General features: G+C 40.9%; 17 protein-coding genes. 9 read left to right on the top strand and 8 right to left on the bottom strand.

All coding sequences use genetic code 11. The features are described 5' to 3' along the window. Positions 1-188 precede the first annotated feature (188 nt). Positions 189-788 carry a response regulator transcription factor gene (locus N4T56_RS09395; RefSeq protein WP_261733046.1) on the bottom strand — a complete coding sequence of 200 codons (600 nt, stop codon included), beginning with the start codon at positions 786-788 and terminating at the stop codon, positions 189-191. A 161-nt stretch (positions 789-949) separates the two neighbouring features. Here N4T56_RS09395 and N4T56_RS09390 point away from each other — a divergent pair, with 161 nt between their 5' ends. From N4T56_RS09390 to nrfD, 4 genes are all read left to right on the top strand, one after another. Next, positions 950-2,818, top strand: a complete 1,869-nt coding sequence (locus N4T56_RS09390; RefSeq protein ID WP_261733045.1) for a sensor histidine kinase — start codon at positions 950-952, stop codon at positions 2,816-2,818. A 198-nt stretch (positions 2,819-3,016) separates the two neighbouring features. After that, complete coding sequence (gene phsA / locus N4T56_RS09385; RefSeq protein WP_261733044.1) at positions 3,017-5,299, top strand: thiosulfate reductase PhsA; 2,283 nt, start codon at positions 3,017-3,019, stop codon at positions 5,297-5,299. A gap of 28 nt (positions 5,300-5,327) precedes the next feature. Further along, a complete protein-coding gene (locus tag N4T56_RS09380) occupies positions 5,328-5,900 on the top strand; it encodes a 4Fe-4S dicluster domain-containing protein (RefSeq protein ID WP_261733043.1) in 573 nt (190 codons plus the stop codon). Next, complete coding sequence (nrfD, locus tag N4T56_RS09375; protein WP_261733042.1) at positions 5,897-6,844, top strand: NrfD/PsrC family molybdoenzyme membrane anchor subunit; 948 nt, start codon at positions 5,897-5,899, stop codon at positions 6,842-6,844. The genes N4T56_RS09380 and nrfD overlap by 4 nt, the downstream gene beginning before the upstream one ends. A 73-nt stretch (positions 6,845-6,917) precedes the next feature. Here nrfD and N4T56_RS09370 read toward each other — a convergent pair whose 3' ends face one another. The 5 genes from N4T56_RS09370 to N4T56_RS09350 form a co-directional block, all read right to left on the bottom strand. Then, complete coding sequence (locus tag N4T56_RS09370; protein WP_261733041.1) at positions 6,918-7,835, bottom strand: sodium:solute symporter family transporter; 918 nt, start codon at positions 7,833-7,835, stop codon at positions 6,918-6,920. Continuing rightward, positions 7,828-8,691: a sodium:solute symporter family transporter gene (locus N4T56_RS09365; RefSeq protein WP_261733040.1), complete on the bottom strand. Its 864-nt coding sequence runs from the start codon at positions 8,689-8,691 to the stop codon at positions 7,828-7,830. Before N4T56_RS09365 ends, N4T56_RS09370 begins: the two co-directional genes overlap by 8 nt. Positions 8,692-8,777: 86 nt before the next feature. Beyond that, on the bottom strand, positions 8,778-9,404 hold the full coding sequence (locus N4T56_RS09360; protein WP_261733039.1) for a bifunctional 4-hydroxy-2-oxoglutarate aldolase/2-dehydro-3-deoxy-phosphogluconate aldolase: 627 nt from the start codon (positions 9,402-9,404) through the stop codon (positions 8,778-8,780). A gap of 15 nt (positions 9,405-9,419) precedes the next feature. Beyond that, entirely contained in the window at positions 9,420-10,352 is a 933-nt protein-coding gene (locus N4T56_RS09355) for a 2-dehydro-3-deoxygluconokinase (RefSeq protein ID WP_261733038.1), read from the bottom strand. Between the two features lie 26 nt (positions 10,353-10,378). After that, positions 10,379-10,714: a cupin domain-containing protein gene (locus N4T56_RS09350; protein ID WP_261733037.1), complete on the bottom strand. Its 336-nt coding sequence runs from the start codon at positions 10,712-10,714 to the stop codon at positions 10,379-10,381. Between the two features lie 305 nt (positions 10,715-11,019). Between N4T56_RS09350 and N4T56_RS09345 the strand changes: the two genes are divergently transcribed. The 5 genes from N4T56_RS09345 to N4T56_RS09325 all read left to right on the top strand — a co-directional run bounded on the left by N4T56_RS09345 (position 11,020) and on the right by N4T56_RS09325 (position 16,341). Beyond that, the gene (locus tag N4T56_RS09345) at positions 11,020-11,595 is read left to right on the top strand and encodes an alginate lyase family protein (protein WP_261733036.1); all 576 of its coding nucleotides are present in this window, start codon (positions 11,020-11,022) and stop codon (positions 11,593-11,595) included. Next, entirely contained in the window at positions 11,519-13,174 is a 1,656-nt protein-coding gene (locus N4T56_RS09340; protein WP_261733035.1) for a heparinase II/III-family protein, read from the top strand. Before N4T56_RS09345 ends, N4T56_RS09340 begins: the two co-directional genes overlap by 77 nt. A 2-nt stretch (positions 13,175-13,176) precedes the next feature. Beyond that, positions 13,177-15,327: a heparinase II/III domain-containing protein gene (locus tag N4T56_RS09335; protein WP_261733034.1), complete on the top strand. Its 2,151-nt coding sequence runs from the start codon at positions 13,177-13,179 to the stop codon at positions 15,325-15,327. A 185-nt stretch (positions 15,328-15,512) separates the two neighbouring features. After that, on the top strand, positions 15,513-15,911 hold the full coding sequence (locus N4T56_RS09330) for a DUF1801 domain-containing protein (protein WP_261733033.1): 399 nt from the start codon (positions 15,513-15,515) through the stop codon (positions 15,909-15,911). A gap of 40 nt (positions 15,912-15,951) precedes the next feature. Further along, positions 15,952-16,341, top strand: coding sequence for a hypothetical protein (locus N4T56_RS09325; protein ID WP_261733032.1), 390 nt, complete (start codon positions 15,952-15,954; stop codon positions 16,339-16,341). 146 nt (positions 16,342-16,487) lie between these two features. Here N4T56_RS09325 and N4T56_RS09320 read toward each other — a convergent pair whose 3' ends face one another. Beyond that, positions 16,488-17,201, bottom strand: coding sequence for a 3'-5' exonuclease (locus N4T56_RS09320; RefSeq protein ID WP_261733031.1), 714 nt, complete (start codon positions 17,199-17,201; stop codon positions 16,488-16,490). Continuing rightward, positions 17,201-19,066, bottom strand: a complete 1,866-nt coding sequence (locus tag N4T56_RS09315) for a putative nucleotidyltransferase substrate binding domain-containing protein (protein ID WP_261733030.1) — start codon at positions 19,064-19,066, stop codon at positions 17,201-17,203. The genes N4T56_RS09320 and N4T56_RS09315 overlap by 1 nt, the downstream gene beginning before the upstream one ends. Positions 19,067-19,168: the final 102 nt, after the last annotated feature.

Raw genomic sequence — 19,168 nt, 5'->3', positions numbered from 1 at the left:
TACCATAATCTAAGACTGACAAAAATTGTCAATGTTGTAATTGTGAGTAAATATAAGCAAAACTTTATGAATACAAACTTAAATGCAGAATTTGTGCGAGGTTTTGGGCTCTTGATACAAATAAAGACAAGCCTTTGGTGCATGAGATTTGAATAAACAGTAGTAAATAGCCGCGATAATGTGCGGTACTATGATTGTGCAAGTAAAGGGCTAAATTTAGCAAGTTCAGCAGCATTGTGTACTTGCAACTTTTTAATAATGTTGGCTCGGTGAACTTCTATGGTGCGTAGTGAAACAAAAAGGGAATCTGCCATCTGTTTGTTGGTTTTACCCTCAATTAACAGATGTAAAACTTGATTTTCTCTTTCTGTGAGTGTGTTATAGCGCTTTTTTAATTCAATCGTTTCAAACTCGTATGCACTGGTTGCCAATGCTTTGTCTATTGCTTTAACCAGCTCGGTACCTTTGACCGGTTTTTGAAAAAAATCACATGCGCCTTGCCTAAACGCATTAACGGCCATGGGCAGATCGCCATGACCGGTGAGAAATATTATGCCAATTGGGCTTTGGGCTGTAACCAGTTTTTGCTGCAATTGCTGTCCAGTAATATCTGGCATATTACTGTCTACAATTAAACAAGCTGCAAGCGATATGTCTATCTTTTCTAAAAAGTCTTCGGCACTCTCAAATATCTGTAAGTCATAACCGTATTGCAACAACATAAATTGCATTGAATCAAGGATGGCTAAGTCGTCATCGACCATGTAGAGGCGTTGAATATTTGGCATATTAATCACAAGCTTGAATGGTTGCTACTAGTTTAATCATTACTCACTATTGAGCAAATTTTTACTTGTTTTTTGTGCGACATGCAACTTTATTAGCTTAAATAGTGTTTTAAAATACATTTAATTGTTTCTTATTTCCTGTAAACAGTGATGAGCCATAAATGCGTCTAGTTATCACATTACTATTGATTTTGTTAACTTCATTGACGCTGTTATCGACTGTTGTTGCAAAACCGACATTAAATCGAACGACCATCGTACAAGATAACGATGTTGTACATTATCGTGTGGCGGTGCTGGCTAATTATGGCGTGGCCAAAAGTATAGCGCGTTGGCAACCGCTGATGGATTACCTTACCTCAATAGTGCCTTCTGCTAGTTTTGAAGTTGTTCCGCTTGATTTTACTAATATGAATCAACAGTTAATTAATGGCCAGGTGCAATTTGTGGTCACCAATCCTGGTCATTATTTTAATATGAGCGGAGATTTCCCAATTTCGTGGCTCGCCACCATGAAAAGTGATAAACATGGCGGTAATACCTTTGCTATTGGTGCCACCATTATTGTTAGGCAAGATAGTCCAATCAAGTCTATTGAAGACTTAGCTGGTCAAACTGCTGTTGCGAGCGATCCTAACGCACTTGGCGGCTATCAAGCTGCGATGGGGTTAATCCACTCTATGGGTTATCCTACCCAAAACTTTTTCGATAATGTGTCTTTTCTTGGTTTTCCACTTGAGCCGATAATTTACCAGGTGCGAGATAAAACGGCTGATATTGCCATTACGCCATTTTGTACATTTGAACAAATGGTAGAACAAGGTTACATCAATGCTGAGAATTATCGCGTAATCAATGATATCACTCCAGAAGGTTATGATTGTGCAGTAAGTACTCCGTTATACCCTAATTGGTCTTTTGCCTCTTCTGACGATGTTCCGTTAAAAGTTAGAACAAACATTACTCGTGCTTTGTTTGCTATTAGTGAAACTGATCCTATTTCCGTCATTGGGCAAAATCGTGGCTGGGCAGCTCCAATAAGTCAATTTCAAGTCATCAAACTGTATAAAGAGTTAGAGTTATACGCTACGAATGAACCTCTTTATTTGCAAGTTTGGCAATGGATGAAATTAAATCAAAAATGGGGTTTTGGTTTCATCGGATTGTTTATGTTAGCAACAATGTATCATGTGTGGCTTGAATACCGTTTTATGAAAAAGAGTGATAATTTGCTGGCTGCTGAGCGTCAGTTAAAAACCAAAGCATTGCAATTAGAACGTTTACAAAGTGCGGCCATTTTAGGCGAGATAGGCGCAGGTTTAGCCCATGAGCTTAATCAACCCATTGCGGCCATTACTCAATACAGCGAAGGCGGTATGATTGAACAGGCTAAACACTATGGTGAAGACTCAACGCAATACAAATTACTCGGTAAAATATTGCGCCAATCAAACCGTGCAGGTGAAATTGTCCATCGAATAAGAACGTTACTGCAACGAAAAGACACACAAAGCATTGATTTTGATGTGTGTGAACAAATTTCCCTGTGCATAGAATTATTAGCTCATGATTTTGAAACGAACAAGATTGAAGTGACAAGCAAATTCCACTGCAGTGAACTGAAATTAAAAGGCGATAAAGTGGGTTTTTGTCAGGTCGTAATAAACATATTAAAAAATGCCATTGATGCACTGACTGACACAAGCTGTGCGCAGCTAAGTTCTAAGCAAATCTTAATTGACCTAAGGGTGGTAAATGGTCATTTACAGTTAAAATTTTATGACAATGGCATTGGTTTGAGCTGTGTTAATGAAGATTTTAAATCGACATTTTTTACGACTAAACCAAATGGCTTAGGGCTTGGACTTGCTATTTGCAAAGATGTCATTATGCAATTTGGCGGTGACCTCAACTTATCAACTTGTGCCGAAGACCCAGACGCACCGACAAAATCTGGTTGCAGGGTGTTAATCGATATCCCCGTTAGCATTCCCGAAATATCTTATCTTAGTGATCCTAAATACATCTAATTTTGTGTTTTGAGCACTTAAACCGTGATGTTTATCAAATGATTTCCTTCATTGTGGTTTACCACAATACCCATGATTTCAATAAGGTTTAACAATGCGCTTAGGGATGACGCTTAGTGTGATGTTGATTCATTAAGCGCCATTAAATCTACGTTAACCGTAATAGCGTTATGTTTCGCCAAGGTGAAGGGGGCAATCATGATCCAGTTAAATCGGCGTCATTTTTTACAAGGTGCAGGTGCCAGTGGCGCGACTTGTGCGCTTGCGAGTATTTTACCAGGTTCACTTGCTGCAATAGAAAAACAACCTCTAAAAGGGGTGTCTTCTGAAGTGGCCAGTATTTGTGAAATGTGTTCCACCCGTTGCCCGATCAAGGCACGTATAGTGGAGGGTAAAAATGTATTTATTAGCGGCAATAAAGAAGCTAAATCATTTGGCGGCAAAGTGTGTGCTCGAGGCGGTGCTGGTCACAGCTTGCTTTATGATCCACAGCGTTTAGTTAAGCCATTAAAACGTGTTGGAGAGCGCGGTGAGGGTAAATGGGCTGAAATTAGTTGGGATGAAGCGTATCAATTCATTGCACAAAAATTGACTGCAATTAAACAACAACACGGTGCAGAATCAATCGCATTTTCATCTAAATCTGGCTCATTAGACGGTCATGTATTTCATTTAGCTAAAGCGTTGGGTACGCCAAATACATTTACGCATGCTTCAACGTGTCCCGGTGGCTATGTGATAGCGGCAAAAGCCATGTTCGGCACCAAAATGAAGCGAGATTTAGGTAACTCTAAATACATTATTAACTTTGGTCATAATATTTATGAAGGCATTAACATGTCTGAAACCAGAGGCATGATGCAAGCACAGATGGATAAAGGGGCTAAGTTAGTTGTATTTGAACCTCGCTTTTCTGTTGTCGCAGATAAAGCCGATGAATGGCATGCCATCCGCCCTGGTACTGATGTGTCTGTTGCATTAGCTATTTGTCATGTACTGATAAATGACAACCTCTATGACAAGCTGTTTATTGAACAGTTTGTAGTGGGTTTTGATGAGTTTGCTGCAGAGGTGAAACAATATACCCCTGAATGGGCAGAGTCAGTTTCTGATGTGTCAGCTTCAGCAATTCGTCGAATTGCTCACGAGTATGCAAGCCATGCACCTCATGCCGTGGTCGATTTTGGTCATCGTGCAACGTTCACCCCCGAAGAATTTGATATGCGTCGTGCTATTTATGCTGCCAATATTTTAATAGGAAATATTGAACGCAAAGGTGGCATTTACATGGGCAAGAAGGCATCAAGCTATAACAAGTTAGCTGGCGAGCAAGTGGCTCCAGAATTAGCGAAACCGGGTGTTAAAGATATGCCCCAAATTACCGCTAAACGCATTGATCAAGTAGATAAACAATTTAAATTAATGTGGTCTTCAGGTGGAATATATCAAAGTATTATCGACGCCTCTTTAGACGCTAAACCCTATCAATTAAAAGCATGGATAATGAGCCGTACCAATCCTATGCAGACGCTGACAGATCGATCCAAAGTGGAGCAATCTCTTAAGGCGCTTGAGTTAGTGGTTTGTTGTGATTTGTATATTAGTGAAACGGCCGCCTATGCCGACATCATTTTGCCTGAGTCTACTTATCTTGAACGTGATGAAGAAATTTTCGATAAATCAGGAAAAAATCCAGCATATTATGTGCGTCAACGTGCAGTGGAAACGATTGGTGAAACACGTCCAAGTTGGCAAATATTTAAAGATCTCGGGGAGGCATTAGGCTTAGAGCAATATTACCCATGGGAAAACATTGAAACCTTGCAACTAATGCAAGTTAATCGTGATCACAATTTATTAAAACACATCAAAAAACTAGGCTACGTCAGTTATGGTAAGCCTTTAATGCTACGTGAACCGAGTATGGTTAAAGAGTTTGTTGATGCCTATGCAAATGCAAGACACGTAGATCATGACGGCACTTTTGCTACAGCAATGAAGTTTAAGACTCCCAGTGGGAAAATAGAACTTACTTCAGCGCAAGTTGAAGACATGGCGCCTGGCAGAGGTGTGATTAAGCATCGCCCTGTGCAGCTTAAACAAGCTGACGAACTGTATTTTATCCAAGGTAAAGTCGCAGTCCATACCAATGGGGCAACCCACAACGTTCCATTACTGTCTAACTTAATGTCCAGTAATGCTATTTGGATCCATCCCATTACCGCAGGTCGTTTAAATATTCACAGTGGTGATGCCGTTCAATTAACCAGCAGCGTCGGCAGCGAAGAGGGCACAGCATTAGTCACGCCGGGTATTCGTCAAGACACCGTATTTGCTTACATGGGCTTTGGTTCAAAAAACAAAGAGCTGGTTCGTGCAACGGGTAAGGGTATCCATTGTGGCAATCTGTTACCTAATGTCGTCGCGCCCATTTGTGGCATGAACTTACACACAACAGGCGTTAAGTTGGCAAAAATTTAGCCGGTAATTAATTGATTTGGAGTCTCCTATGAATAAACGATATGTCATGGTGCATGACGAAAACAAATGCATCGGCTGCCAAGCGTGTAATGTAGCCTGTCGAAGTGAAAATGATGTGCCTGAAGGGGTCACTCGCTTACAAGTACGAGTTGAAGGTCCTTTTGGTGAAGCACCTGATTTACATTTTAAATACCATAGAGTGTCGTGTCAGCAATGTGAAGATGCTCCCTGTGTCACTGTGTGTCCAACAGGTGCAGCCTACATAGATGAAAATGGCTTAGTGTCAATCCATAACGATAAGTGTATCGGCTGTATGTATTGTGTGGCGGCGTGTCCTTATAAAGTCCGCTTTATAAACCCAATAACCAAAGCGGCTGATAAGTGTAATTTCTGTAAAGACACCCGTTTAGCAAGAGGTGAGCAACCAGCATGTGTCACGGTGTGTCCAACTGATGCATTGTATTTTGGCGATGCTAACGACAGTACTAGCGAAGTGGCTAAGTTACTCAATACTAAAATAACCTATCAAGATAAAACCCATTTAGGTACCAAACCTAGGGTTTACCGTGTTCCGACTAAACGTGGAGGGATTCAATCATGAACAATATCTGGGGCGATATGGCGCAATACGATCCTGTTGTGTGGAACTGGATAATTGCGGTTTACTTATTTATGGCTGGGTTATCGGCAGGTAGCGTACTGATTGGTATTGGTATGCGTTGGTATAGCAAAGATAAACAGATTGAAAGTGCGATTTTAAAAGCCTCGGCCATTATTGGACCCGTGGCAATAACGTTAGGTTTAGCCTGTTTAGTATTTGATTTAACCAAACCCTTTCACTTTTGGTTGATTTTGATTAATTACAATTTTGATTCTGTTATGGCGATAGGTGTGGCGGCATTACTGGCTTACTCACCTTTAGGCATTGCTTATTCATTGATTGTATTGCGTGATGAGCTGCCTAAGTGGAAGTTAGGCTTTTTAGTGCCAATTAGTCACATGCTAATGCCATTTAGAACAATGATTGAAATTCTATTGTTTGTCTTGGCTGTGGGCGTGGGCGCTTATACTGGTTTCTTAATTTCGGCAATGAATGCATACCCAATGTTAAATACGGCTATTTTACCAGCCTTGTTTTTAGCATCTGGTTTGTCTGCTGGTGCTGCAGGTAACTTAATTGTAGCTTTAACCTGCTTTAACAGCACATCACATGACGATGATGTGAGTCAATTACATGGCCTAGATTTACCGGTCATCATTACCGAAATGATGTTTTTGGTGATGCTATTTACCTCATTGTATTTTACCGGCGGAGCAGCGGCACAAGCGTTAGCGTCGTTAACACAGGATATTTGGGCGAGTGTATTTTGGTATGGTGTGGTTGGTATTGGTTTTTGTATTCCAATCCTATCAATGTTCTTGCCATCAAAGGCACGTCATACAAAGGCAATGATGTTAACCGTTGCATGTTGCAGCTTAACCGGCGTGTTAGCACTACGGCATTTCATTATTTACGCGGCCAAACTTATATTAGTTAACCGCTGAAAATTATGTCATTCAAATGCAAAGGCCTTATATTTCTATAAGGCCTTTTTATATGATGCTATGCCAAAGTCATCTACGCGTTTTGTACCACAGATTTTTTAACGCTTCCATTGCCAGAACGTGCAGCATAAACCAGTAAAACACCAACAATTAACACAATCGAACCACAAAGTAAGAACATTAATCGACCTGTAGGTTCATTAGGGATTAACGCCATAATCAACACACCAAAACCTGCAACGGTAATGAGGTTACCGAGCATTGAACGCTGTTTAGTGTCTAGGGTTTGCTGATCTTCACTGTCTGCTATAACTGGGGTATTCCAGTTAATAAACAGTTGGTCGACTTCTTTTTCTCGTTCAGGGGTTAAGCCTTTATAAAACAGCATGGTCGTAAAGAAGAAACCACCAGTAAAGATAACGTGTGCCGCTAAGCTTAGGCCAATCTTTAAGTCAGACCATTCACGATCGGTAAGTGGCGTTTCTAAACCTAATATCGCTTCAAATTGTCCAGCTGTTAGCGCAATACCAAAGACGTAAGACACAAAACCACCCACAATTAAGGTTGTCCAACCAGACCAGTCTGGTGTGTTACGGATCCACATGCCAAGTAATACCGGAATTAACATCGGGAAGCCGATTAATGCTCCAACGTTTAATACAATATCGAACAAGCTTAAGTGACTAAGAGAGTTGATAAACAAGCCAATCAAAATCATGATAACGCCCATGATGACAGTGGTGATTTTACTCACGGTGACTAACTCTTTTTGCGAGGCATGTTCGCGTAATATCGGTGAATAGAAGTTACAGACAAAGATGCCTGCATTACGGTTTAAGCCTGAGTCCATTGACGACATGGTGGCGGCAAACATGGCCGACATTAACAAGCCGACCATACCGGCTGGCATCACTTCTTGTACAAAGGCTAAATAGGCTGCATCGCCTGCCTTGTCGCCCATTGAAGCATATTGTAAGGCAAATTCAGGCATAAATGCGCTTACATACCAAGGCGGTAAAAACCAAATTAATGGGCACAACAACCATTAATATGCAGGCGAGGGCAGCGGCCTTTTTGGCATTTTCACTGTCTTTGGCACATAAATAACGATAAGCATTAATGCTGTTGTTCATTACGCCAAATTGCTTAACAAAAATAAACACTACCCAGAGTACAAATATGCTGACGTAATTTAAGTCATTGCCCAACATAAAGTTACCGTGGAATTTGTCGATGATATTGCCGATTCCACCACCATAAAAATAAGCTGCTATTGCACAGGTAATGGTCACGGCCATAATGACAATCATTTGCATGAAATCAGAGGCGACAACCGCCCAAGACCCACCCGTGACAGACATAATAACCAGTACTGTACCGGTCACTATGATGGTGGTTTCCATTGGGATATCAAACACAGCCGATACAAAAATCGCTAAACCATTAAGCCATATACCTGCAGAAATTAATGAGTCAGGCATGCCCGCCCAGGTAAAAAACTGCTCTGATGTTTTACCAAAACGTTGGCGGATCGCTTCAATCGCGGTGACGACTCTAAGTTGTCTAAACCTAGGTGCGAAGTAGAGATAATTCATTAAATAGCCAAAGGCATTGGCTAAAAACAACACAACAACGACAAACCCATCAGAAAAAGCCCGACCCGCAGCACCGGTAAAGGTCCATGCGCTAAACTGAGTCATGAATGCGGTGGCTCTAACCATCCACCACAACATTTTGCCGCCACCTCTAAAGTAATCACTGGTAGATGTAGTGAATTTTCTAAACATCCACCCAATGGCAATTAAGAAGAAAAAATAGGCAAGTACGACAAGCATATCAATAGTCATGATTTAGCCTCGATAATAATAACTCTATGTTTGTGTTAACAATGTTAACCGCGAAAAATGACCTTCTCTGGGTCATATGATGTCTTTTATTGATTAATATTTGTGACGGCGACACTGACTAAACGGCCAATTTCATCCCATTGCCCTGAATCAATCAATGAAGTGGGAACCATCCAGGTACCACCACATGCAAGGACTGCAGGTATGTTGAGATAAGTGTCAATATTGTCAGGGTTAACACCACCGGTAGGCATAAACTTAACGGGATAAACGGCCGTCAATGCTTTGAGCATGTTAACGCCACCAGAGGGCTCAGCAGGAAAAAACTTTAATGTTTTTAATCCCATCTCCATGGCTTGTTCAACCAAACTTGGATTATTTACACCTGGAATAATCGGCATACCTTTATCTAGACAATGCTGAACAACACGAGGGTTAAATCCTGGACTGACGATAAAGTCGACCCCAGCGTCGATTGCTTGATCGGCTTGTTCGGTGGTTAAAATAGTACCTGCACCAATAAACATACTCGGAAATGCACCACGCATGGCTCTAATGGCATCGGCTGCACATTCTGTTCTAAAAGTCACTTCAGCACTTGGCATACCATTGTCTATTAATACTTGTGCTAATGGCACAGCATCCGAAGTCTTGTTGATGGCAATTACCGGGATTAATTTATGCTTAGCTAATAATTCGTTCATTGTGGTCATGTTGTTTTTTAGTCCTTAAAGTGGAATATCTGGCATCGCGACAGCTGGAATAATTGCGCCAGGATATTGAATCACGGTACTGGCCATACAGTGGCCTGCTGCTGCAGACTCTGCCGCGCTGCCTTGATGTAAACGTTTAGCTAAAAAGCCGGCATTAAATGAATCGCCAGCTGCGGTGGTGTCAATAATGTTTGAAATCAGTGTGGCGGCAACATAATGAGTGTCATTGTTATCAATCACGATACAATCTTCAGCACCTCGTTTAATGATGAGTTCTGTTACGCCTGCTGTTTGTGTACGGCTAATGCATTGTGTAACTTCTGTATCACCGTACAATTGGATTTCGTCATCAAAGGTGAGTATGGCAATATCTGTTAAGGCTAATGCTTTAGCGTATTCATCCATTGTTTGTTGTGGGTTTGACCACAATTTGGGGCGGTAATTATTATCAAAAATCACTTTACCGCCACGGCGCTTAAATTCACTGAGTAACGAAAATAATGTGCTTCTGCCTGACTCAGTTAATATTGCCAGGGTAATACCAGTAATTAACAGATAATCGTAACTGAGCAGGTGCTCACAAAGTTCGGCAGATTGAGGTTGGTCAAACAAATATTTAGCTGCTGAGTCGTTACGCCAATAATGAAAACTACGCTCACCGCTGTTGTCGGTTTCGATGTAATACAAGCCAGGCATTTTGTGGTCTAACTGCAACACCAAACTAGTATCAATTCCTTCAGCTTGCCAAGCCGCTAACATTTGCTCACTGAAAGGGTCACGACCTAGCGCAGTAACATAGCTTGTGGTGATGTAGGTGTTATGAGTTAAACGAGATAGATATAAAGCCGTGTTTAAGGTATCGCCACCAAACGATTGTTTCAGTCCGATCATCTTTTTTTGTAGCTCAACCATACATTCGCCAATAATTGCTATTTTCAATGGTTTCATGCTGTTACCTTATAATTATTCTGGTATTACTTTAAAAAGTCTTGACGAACAGGAGAGAACATATCCAGTAAGATACTGTCTTGTTCTAATGCCACCGCGCCGTGCATAAGGTGTTTACGGGCAATATAAGCATCGCCAGCTTTGAGTACTTGTTTTTGGCCATCAACTTCTGCTTCGAAACTACCGCTAATGACATAGCCTATTTGATCATGGATTTCATGTGAGTGAGGATAACCAATCGCGCCTTTGTCAAAATTTAAATGTACGGCCATGAGCTCGTCGGTATAACCAACTATTTTACGTTTAATGCCATCACCTAACACTTCCCATGGGTGGTCATCAGCTTTAAAAAATGTGTTCATGCGCTTTCTCCTACAGCATTCAATATGGTCATTATTATACAAATAATAAACATTAAATACATATTGTAATACAATTAGATCTTACCAATGTTACAAATATCGGTAATAACGATTTTTATACGTTAACAAACAATGGTTTGTTGTATTATTTATTTTTGTGAAAAGACAATTATTTTCAATTGATTGACATTTTTGACTACAAATATATCAAAAAGCATTGTTAATGCGTGGATTTGTATGACAATATTGTAATACAGATTTTGAGCATTATTAGAAAGATTACGACTAGCCATAGGGTAAAGATTATGACCAAAACTTCCCCCATTTTACTGACGCAAGAAGAAGTCGCTGAGCTTGCAAAAGAGTTGGGACGAACTAGCTTGATGGGTAAAACCATTACTGCACACACTAAAGACCTAGAAGACTTTATGGCATTGACTATAGATGTACCTGGTCACGGTGAAGCGGGTGGTTACGAGCATAATCGTCATAAGCAAAACTACACTTATATGAATTTAGCAGGTCGTTTATTTCAAATCACACGCCAACAGCAATATGCGGATTTTGTGATTAGTTTATTAGAAGAGTATGCAGATAAATATTTAACCTTCGATTTTCATGTGCAAAAAAACACTAATCCCACAGGACGTTTATTTCATCAAATTTTGAATGAACATTGCTGGTTACTGTATACCAGTTTGGCTTATTCATGTGTGGCCGAGGTGATGACTGATGCGCAGCAAGAGCACATTAAAAACCAACTCTTTGAGCCTATGTTAGAGATGTTTACGGTTAAATATGCCCATGACTTTGACCGTATCCATAATCACGGTATTTGTAGCCGTTGCTGCGGTAGGCATTTGTGGCTTAGCAATCGGTAAGCGAGAATATTTAAATATGGCGGTTTACGGCATCGAGCGTAATGACAGCGGTGGTTTTCTTGCGCAAATTTCGCAATTGTTTGCACCATCTGGTTATTACATGGAAGAGCCTTATTATCATCGCTACGCCATACGTCCAACCTGTTTATTTGCTGAAGTGCTCAATCGCCATATGCCTGAAGTAGATATATACAACTACAAAGACAAAGTGATTGGTAATACAGTGAACGCGTTATTGTCGACTGCGTATCCTAATGGTGAATTTCCTGCACTCAATGATGCGTCACGAACTATGTCGATTACTGACATGGGCGTACAAGTGGCGGTGAGTGTGTATAGCAAACATTATGGTGTTGACGATAACTTATTAGGCATGGCTAAAATTCAAGACAGAGTTTGGATGCATCCATGTGGATTAGTGTTGTCGCGTGCACTTGAACAAGCAGAACAAAAGGCCAGTGTTGGCATGCCATTTTGGCCAAGTGTAGAGTTAAACGAAGGCTCTGATGGTACCCATGGCGCACAAGGTTTTATCCGCATGCAGGATAAAAAAGGTGATGTGTCGCAACTGGTGATGAATTATGGCCAGCACGGTATGGGGCACGGTAATTTTGACACCTTAGGGATCAGTTTCTTCAACCGTGGTCAGGAAGTACTGCGTGAATATGGTTTTGCCCGTTGGGTTAATGTTGAGCCAAAATTTGGCGGCCGTTATCTTGACGAAAACAAATCTTATGCACGGCAAACGATTGCACATAATGCTGTTACCGTTGATGGAAAGTGCCAAAACAACTTTGACGTCGCCCGAGCCGACAGTGTACACGGCATGCCACACTTTTTTAGTGTCGACAGCGATGTGAATAGCGGCATGAGTGCTTTTGCGAACCAACATTATGATGGTTTATCGATGCAACGTAGCGTGTTTATGTTGGCGCTAGATGAGCTTGAATCGCCTCTATTAATCGATTTATATCGTGTAGCGGGCGAGAGTGAGCATCAATATGACTATTCTCATCAATATCAAGGGCAAATTGTTCGCACCAATTTTGATTATCAAAGCCATCAAGAAGTGTCTACGTTAGGTGCTGACAATGGCTACCAACATTTGTGGAATATCGCCAGCGGTAAACCGAGTGAGACCGCTTTAGTCAGTTGGTTACAAAACAACACCTATTACACATGGCTTGGCACCAGCAGTAATGACTCAAGTGAAGTGTTTTTTACTCGCACAGGTGCCAATGACCCAAGTTTCAATTTACGTAGCGAACCGGCATTTATTTATCGCACTGCAGGTAAAACAACCTTGTTAGCATCAGCGCTTGAAACTCACGGATATTTTAATGAAGAGTTTGAGCAGTCGGTAAACGCTCGCGGTAAAGTGTCTTCCATCAAAGTATTAGGTCACAACGATGTCGGTTCGGTGGTGCAAATATTCACCAGTAACTCGCTTATTATTCTTATGGTTTGTAATCAATTAACCACAGCAACAAGTCAACACAGTGTGACTTTTAATCAGATAAACTATCAATGGACTGGCTCTTACGCTGTCGATATTACTGCCATTAAGCAGGAGAAATAAACATGAGTTACCAACCTTTACTGTTAAATTTTGATGAAGCCGCTCAGCTAAGACTGTCGCTCAACAGCCAAACACTACTAGGTAAAGCGTTAACCCGTGACATCGCACAAACTGACGACTATATAACATCTGTTGGTATTGAAGTGCCTGGTCATGGTGAAGGTGGCGGTTACGAACATAACCGCCATAAGCAAAATTACATTCACATGGATTTAGCTGGCCGGTTATTTTTAATTACTCAAGAAGATAAATACCGCAATTACATTGTGGATATGTTAACTGCTTATGCCACTGTGTATCCAACATTGGAAAGTAATGTCAGCCGTGACAGTAATCCACCAGGTAAGTTGTTTCACCAAACACTCAATGAAAACATGTGGATGCTCTATGCCTCGTGCGCGTATAGCTGTATTTATCACACCTTAGATGAATCTCAAAAACGTCATATTGAAGACAACTTACTTAAACAAATGATTGAGATGTTTGTTGTTACCTATGCGCATGATTTTGATATTATTCATAATCATGGCTTGTGGGCAGTGGCTGCTGTGGGTATTTGTGGTTATGCGATAAACGATCAAGCATCAGTGGACAAAGCACTGTATGGACTTAAGTTAGATAAAGTTAGTGGCGGATTTTTAGCGCAGCTAGATCAATTGTTTTCGCCAGACGGCTATTACATGGAAGAGCCGTATTATCACCGCTTTTCGCTACGGCCGATATATTTATTTGCCGAAGCCATTGAGCGTCGCCAACCCGAAATTGGCATTTACCAATTTAACAACTCAGTGATTAAAACCACCTCTTATGCGGTAATGTCGACGGCGTTTCCTGACGGTACCTTGCCTGCGTTAAATGACTCATCTAAAACCATCAGTATTAATGATGAAGGTGTGATCATGGCCACCAGCGTGTGCTATCACCGTTATGAGCAAAATGACACCCTATTGAGTATGGCTAATCATCAACAAGATGTGTGGGTACATATTTCTGGGTTAACCTTATCTAACGCCGTGAAAAACACCCATAACATTAAACCTTTTAGCTGGGGCAGCTTGTTTGTAACAGACGAGCCAGAAGGTGAAAAGGGTGGCGTGGGCATTTTGCGTCATCGCGATGCTAAAAATGACGATACCATGGCACTGATCTGGTTTGGCCAACATGGTAGCGATCATCAATACCATTCTGCGCTTGACCACGGCCATTACGACGGCCTGCATTTAAGTGTGTTTAACCGAGGCCAAGAAGTATTACACGACTATGGTTTTGGCCGTTGGGTAAATGTTGAGCCTAAATTTGGTGGGCGTTACATTCCTGAAAACAAATCTTATTGTAAGCAAACCGTTGCCCATAATACGGTGACTGTTGACCAAAAAACGCAAAACAATTTTGATACCGCCCTAGCTGAATCTAAGTTTGGCCAAAAACACTTTTTTAAGGCAGATGACTCAAGTTTACAAGGGATGAGCGGCCGTATATCAGGTTATTACGATGGCACAGACATGCAGCGTAGCATTATTATTGCTGAGCTCGCAGAATTTGAAAAACCGTTAGTGATTGATGTTTACCGTATTACGGCAGATCAACCACATCAATACGATTTACCTGTGCATTATTCTGGGCAAATAATCCGCACTGACTTTGATTATCAAACCGAGTCAAGGTTAAAGCCATTGGGCGCCGACAACGGTTACCAACATTTATGGAATGTTGGCTCAGGTAATGTCAGCGGTAGCAGCTTACTCAGCTGGCTGCACGGCAATAGCTATTACAGTTTAGTGTCGAGTGCGGCACCAGACAGTAAAGTGATCTTTGCACGTACCGGCGCGAATGACCCAGACTTTAATCTTCGCAGCGAACCGGCGTTTATTTTACGCCAATCTGGTCAAAATCATGTATTTGCCTCAGTATTAGAAACACATGGCTATTTTAATGAGTCGATCGAAGCCTCTGTTGGCGCGCGCGGCCTGGTTAACAAGGTGGACGTGGTTGGCCACAATGACAGTGCTACCGTGATTAACATCAGTACCACGAGTGGTAACTGTTACACCATCGCGATTTCAAACCTCTGTGGTGATGCCCTAGAAGGTCTGCATAGTGTTGAGTTTAATGGTCAAACTTATCAATGGCAGGGCGCTTTTGCGTTAATCTAAAGCCAAATGCTTTGTTCGCCTAAAAAGGTTGAGCATGATGTTCAACCTTTTTTGTTGGCGTTTACACATTGATTCGCCACTTGCTGGGTATGCAATTGTCTTCTGACCGTTGATTGTTATACGGGCTCAAATATTTTCCGATAAATCGGAAATCATTACATTATTAGCTGTAAAAGGATTTTGAAATGAATGATATTCAGCTGTTTATATCAAAGATAGATAATAAAGCTCGTCAGCAAGATGCGCATAATTTGCTATCACTGCTTGAGCGTATAACGGGTTATCAGCCCTTTTTAATGGGCAGTATTATTGGTTTTGGTCACTATCATTATCAATATGACAGTGGTCGTGAGGGTGACTCCGCAGTTATTGCTTTCTCGCCGCGCAAACAAAATACGGTCGTTTATATCATGCCTGGGTTTGATGAGTATCACGATTTACTGGCTCAGCTTGGTAAGCACAAATTGGGTAAATCGTGTCTGTATATCAGTAAACTATCGGATGTAAATCTTAGTGTATTAACGCAAATTGTTGCGCTATCGGTTAAACACATGCAGCAAAAATATCAATGTACAGCGAGTTAAAAATACAAACGCTAAACAGATAAATGAATAGGATAACCTGATGACTACTGTTGACGTGTTACACATACTTGCTCAATTTGAACTGGTGATAACCCATGAGTTTAATGCTGACAATTTAGCTAACGCAGGTGGAAATAAGGTGTTGATGCAACATCATTTTGAACAAAAAATTCAAATGGCATTTGCTGAGTGGGATATCGACATTCAGCTCGATAAAGACATTAAGCATACTAGTGCACAACACCACAGTTTTTTAGGACGTTTACAACGCGCATTTGAATTACAAGCAGATGATATAAAAGCCATTGAGTCACCAAGCGATGATTTTATCACTCATGATTTGATGTTAAATCAGATGAAGTCAGATGTTAATCAATGTTGCGATATGATCCCCTATGAGACAACGCTAGTGTCGTTTCGGGTCTTGTAGTTTTTATCGCGGTGAACATCACCAATAAAGAGCGGATGACTCATAAAATAAAGAATTTATTTCGCTCGTACCTACTGGTTACCATTTACATTAATTACGCTTAGCCAATGCCTGCATTGTTGAACTACGTTGCTTCATAGGTATCTTTACTGACTCATTTTATACAATTGACCAAAGCGAATTTTATGATGAGGTTGCAACTTTTTTTGTTGGGCTAACAATAACTCAGCGGTCGATACCGCGTCAGCTAATGCATTGTGGCTATTGTACTCCGGTAAATTATAGCGTTCACGAGTGCTGGCAAGAGTCAGGTCTAAGTCAGGATTGTTAACCGCAACCGCCATGTGCTTTTCAATACTTAAGGTGTCAACCCACAGCAGTGGTAATGCCGAAAGATTAAAATTTCGCTCCAGGTATTTTTGTAGAAAATGCGCTTCAACTAAGCAGCCGTGTGCCACTAAAATTTTTCCTTTAGAGGCGGTAAATAATGCTTTGATTGCCTCATGGATAGACTCGCCTTCGTCAAGCATTTGTGGGGTAATGTGATTAATTACAGCCGTAACGGGCTTAATTTGTGATTTTGAATTGATGTAGTGATGTTTGCATGATGCTAAATCAATGTGCGAGTTAATGATTTCAACCCAACCAATCGATAAGATTAAATCATTGTCGACATCTAGTCCTGTGGTTTCAAAGTCGAGCACCAGGTAGTCGAACGATTCTGCTGTGTCATTTAGGGTAGGCAGTGTTTCCAGTAAATTGTCATTAATAAAGTCGGGAATGTTTTGCTTGAGCAAAAATTGCTGGCGTTCGCGCATGATACGCATTAAGGGATGAAAATAATGAATAATTGATTTCATTAACGACTCCCAAACCTGACTTTTGCCGCCTCTTGTAAGTCAGCAATAATTCTAAACGCATCTTTTAGATGTTTACGCTCAAAGCTACCAAAATGGTCAGGATTAATGTTGTTATTGGGCTCTTCGCCTTGTTTTAACGCCACTAATTGATGATTAAACCTAAACGATAAAATGAATTTGTACGCGCCGATGATATTTTTAAACGAGTCATCACTGAGTATGCCTTTTTCGTTAGCGGCTTTAAAACGCTCATCGGTTGCTGACAAATCACATTCAACTGCTAGCCCGTAAATTCGAGCAAGGTCGATGATTAAGTTAATGGCGTATTTTTTAACATCTAGTGTTTTTTTGTTTTCACCAGACTTTTCCAAAACCAATTTATTAAAAATCCCCAATGGCGGATTAGTATTGATTGCGTCTTTAACCAGTGAACTTAAAAATTCTCGATTACTGTTAATGTTTTGATGTAAGGCATCGCGCAGTTCTGTTTCAAAATCGGCATTGCCAAATATGGTACGAATTTCAAGGAAAACACTGATATTGAGTAAACATTCGTATTCTGGGTTTGCTACCCACTTTTTATAATACGCTTTCCAAATCGATACCGGCTGACACCATTTGGATGTGGAGCCCATGTAGTGACCTGAACAAAGAGGGTAATGACAGCTTGCTAAACCATGAGTGACCAGATTAGCTAAATGTTTAAAGTAGATTTTGTCATTGTCTGTGGCATTATCTGCCAGCACGATAGCGCTATCTTGATCCGATAACATATGCACTTCGTTGCGTGCATGAGAGCCGGCCACTATCCATGCAAAATCACAGGGCGGTGGGCCTAATTTATCAATAGCAATTTGAATTAACCGTTTGGTATATGCGTCCATAATCATGGTCATCACTTTACCAATCGTTTCTGGGGCGACTTTTCCTTCAACCAACGCTTCAAAAATGGCTTGTCGCTCAGGGGTAAAACTGGCTAATACCGAAGTGCTACCAGCATATTTGATCTTATCAATCAAGAATATGGCTTGCATTCGGTGGTTTTGAACCAGGTGTGTAGTGGTAAGCAGTCCAATGACTTTATTGTCTTTTACAACAGGTAGATTACGAATGTTATGCTGCATCATCAATGACGCGGCATGTAATACTAAATCGTCTGGCTTGATAATATATGGCGATAACGTCATCACATCTTCAATTGGGCTGTTTGCGTCAACTCCGTCGGCAATGACACGCTTGGTCATGTCTCTGTCGGTAATAAGACCTACAATGTGGTTGTCTTTATAAATGACCGCGCAGGAGGTTCGCAGTACATTACGCATTTCATGAGCGACTTGTTGAATGCTCATATCTGCAGTCACAATGGCTATTCGCCCTGTGGCAATATCACCCACACGGCGTAAAAATAGGCCTTTTTCTTTATTGGACCAAACGACATCAAGTGCTGACTTTAAACGAACCTGTGCTTGCGAGGCAAAATGCTCAGCAATATGTGGCGATTGTTTGAACAAGGTCTGTAATGCAGAGTGTGGGATTAAATAAAGCAGGGTGTTTTCAATTGCGGTGGCGTAATAACCTTCATCATCACCAACGGCGGCATTAAGAAAAGTAAAACCAAATAAATCTTCTGGCTCTAAACGCGCTCTTAATACACCATTGGTTTTACGTTGTTCCATTGACCCTGTGCGAACAATGTATAACGAGGTTTCTTTGTCATTTTCAGCTAAATCTACTGTTTCGCCTTTTGCGAGATAGCTAATTTTTACATGAGTACAGAGCTCTCTTAATTTTTCAGTTTCAATTTTATCAAAAGGATCGATTTGGCTAATAAAAAGCGAAATATTAGGTAAAAGTGACTGTGGCATAAAAAGTCTCTTGATAGGTTAATTGTCAATCTATCCTAACGTTATAATTAGCAGGCTATCACAGTGATGTGTTTGATTGATTAGTTACAATTAATGTACTCG

The sequence above is a fragment of the Shewanella phaeophyticola genome, from assembly GCF_025398315.1.
Lineage (GTDB): Bacteria > Pseudomonadota > Gammaproteobacteria > Enterobacterales > Shewanellaceae > Shewanella > Shewanella phaeophyticola.
Note: the sequence above shows the minus strand (reverse complement) of the source record. Positions and strands in the feature narration are given on the sequence as shown.

Coding starts and splice junctions, on each gene's coding strand:
- N4T56_RS09315 (WP_261733030.1), bottom strand. CDS start 19,066: ATGCCACAGTCACTTTTACCTAATATTTCGCTTTTTATTAGCCAAATC.
- N4T56_RS09370 (WP_261733041.1), bottom strand. CDS start 7,835: ATGCCTGAATTTGCCTTACAATATGCTTCAATGGGCGACAAGGCAGGC.
- N4T56_RS09390 (WP_261733045.1), top strand. CDS start 950: ATGCGTCTAGTTATCACATTACTATTGATTTTGTTAACTTCATTGACG.
- N4T56_RS09365 (WP_261733040.1), bottom strand. CDS start 8,691: ATGACTATTGATATGCTTGTCGTACTTGCCTATTTTTTCTTCTTAATT.
- N4T56_RS09380 (WP_261733043.1), top strand. CDS start 5,328: ATGAATAAACGATATGTCATGGTGCATGACGAAAACAAATGCATCGGC.
- N4T56_RS09340 (WP_261733035.1), top strand. CDS start 11,519: ATGACTTTGACCGTATCCATAATCACGGTATTTGTAGCCGTTGCTGCG.
- nrfD (WP_261733042.1), top strand. CDS start 5,897: ATGAACAATATCTGGGGCGATATGGCGCAATACGATCCTGTTGTGTGG.
- N4T56_RS09355 (WP_261733038.1), bottom strand. CDS start 10,352: ATGAAACCATTGAAAATAGCAATTATTGGCGAATGTATGGTTGAGCTA.
- N4T56_RS09335 (WP_261733034.1), top strand. CDS start 13,177: ATGAGTTACCAACCTTTACTGTTAAATTTTGATGAAGCCGCTCAGCTA.
- phsA (WP_261733044.1), top strand. CDS start 3,017: ATGATCCAGTTAAATCGGCGTCATTTTTTACAAGGTGCAGGTGCCAGT.
- N4T56_RS09345 (WP_261733036.1), top strand. CDS start 11,020: ATGACCAAAACTTCCCCCATTTTACTGACGCAAGAAGAAGTCGCTGAG.
- N4T56_RS09320 (WP_261733031.1), bottom strand. CDS start 17,201: ATGAAATCAATTATTCATTATTTTCATCCCTTAATGCGTATCATGCGC.
- N4T56_RS09360 (WP_261733039.1), bottom strand. CDS start 9,404: ATGACCACAATGAACGAATTATTAGCTAAGCATAAATTAATCCCGGTA.
- N4T56_RS09350 (WP_261733037.1), bottom strand. CDS start 10,714: ATGAACACATTTTTTAAAGCTGATGACCACCCATGGGAAGTGTTAGGT.
- N4T56_RS09330 (WP_261733033.1), top strand. CDS start 15,513: ATGAATGATATTCAGCTGTTTATATCAAAGATAGATAATAAAGCTCGT.
- N4T56_RS09325 (WP_261733032.1), top strand. CDS start 15,952: ATGACTACTGTTGACGTGTTACACATACTTGCTCAATTTGAACTGGTG.
- N4T56_RS09395 (WP_261733046.1), bottom strand. CDS start 788: ATGCCAAATATTCAACGCCTCTACATGGTCGATGACGACTTAGCCATC.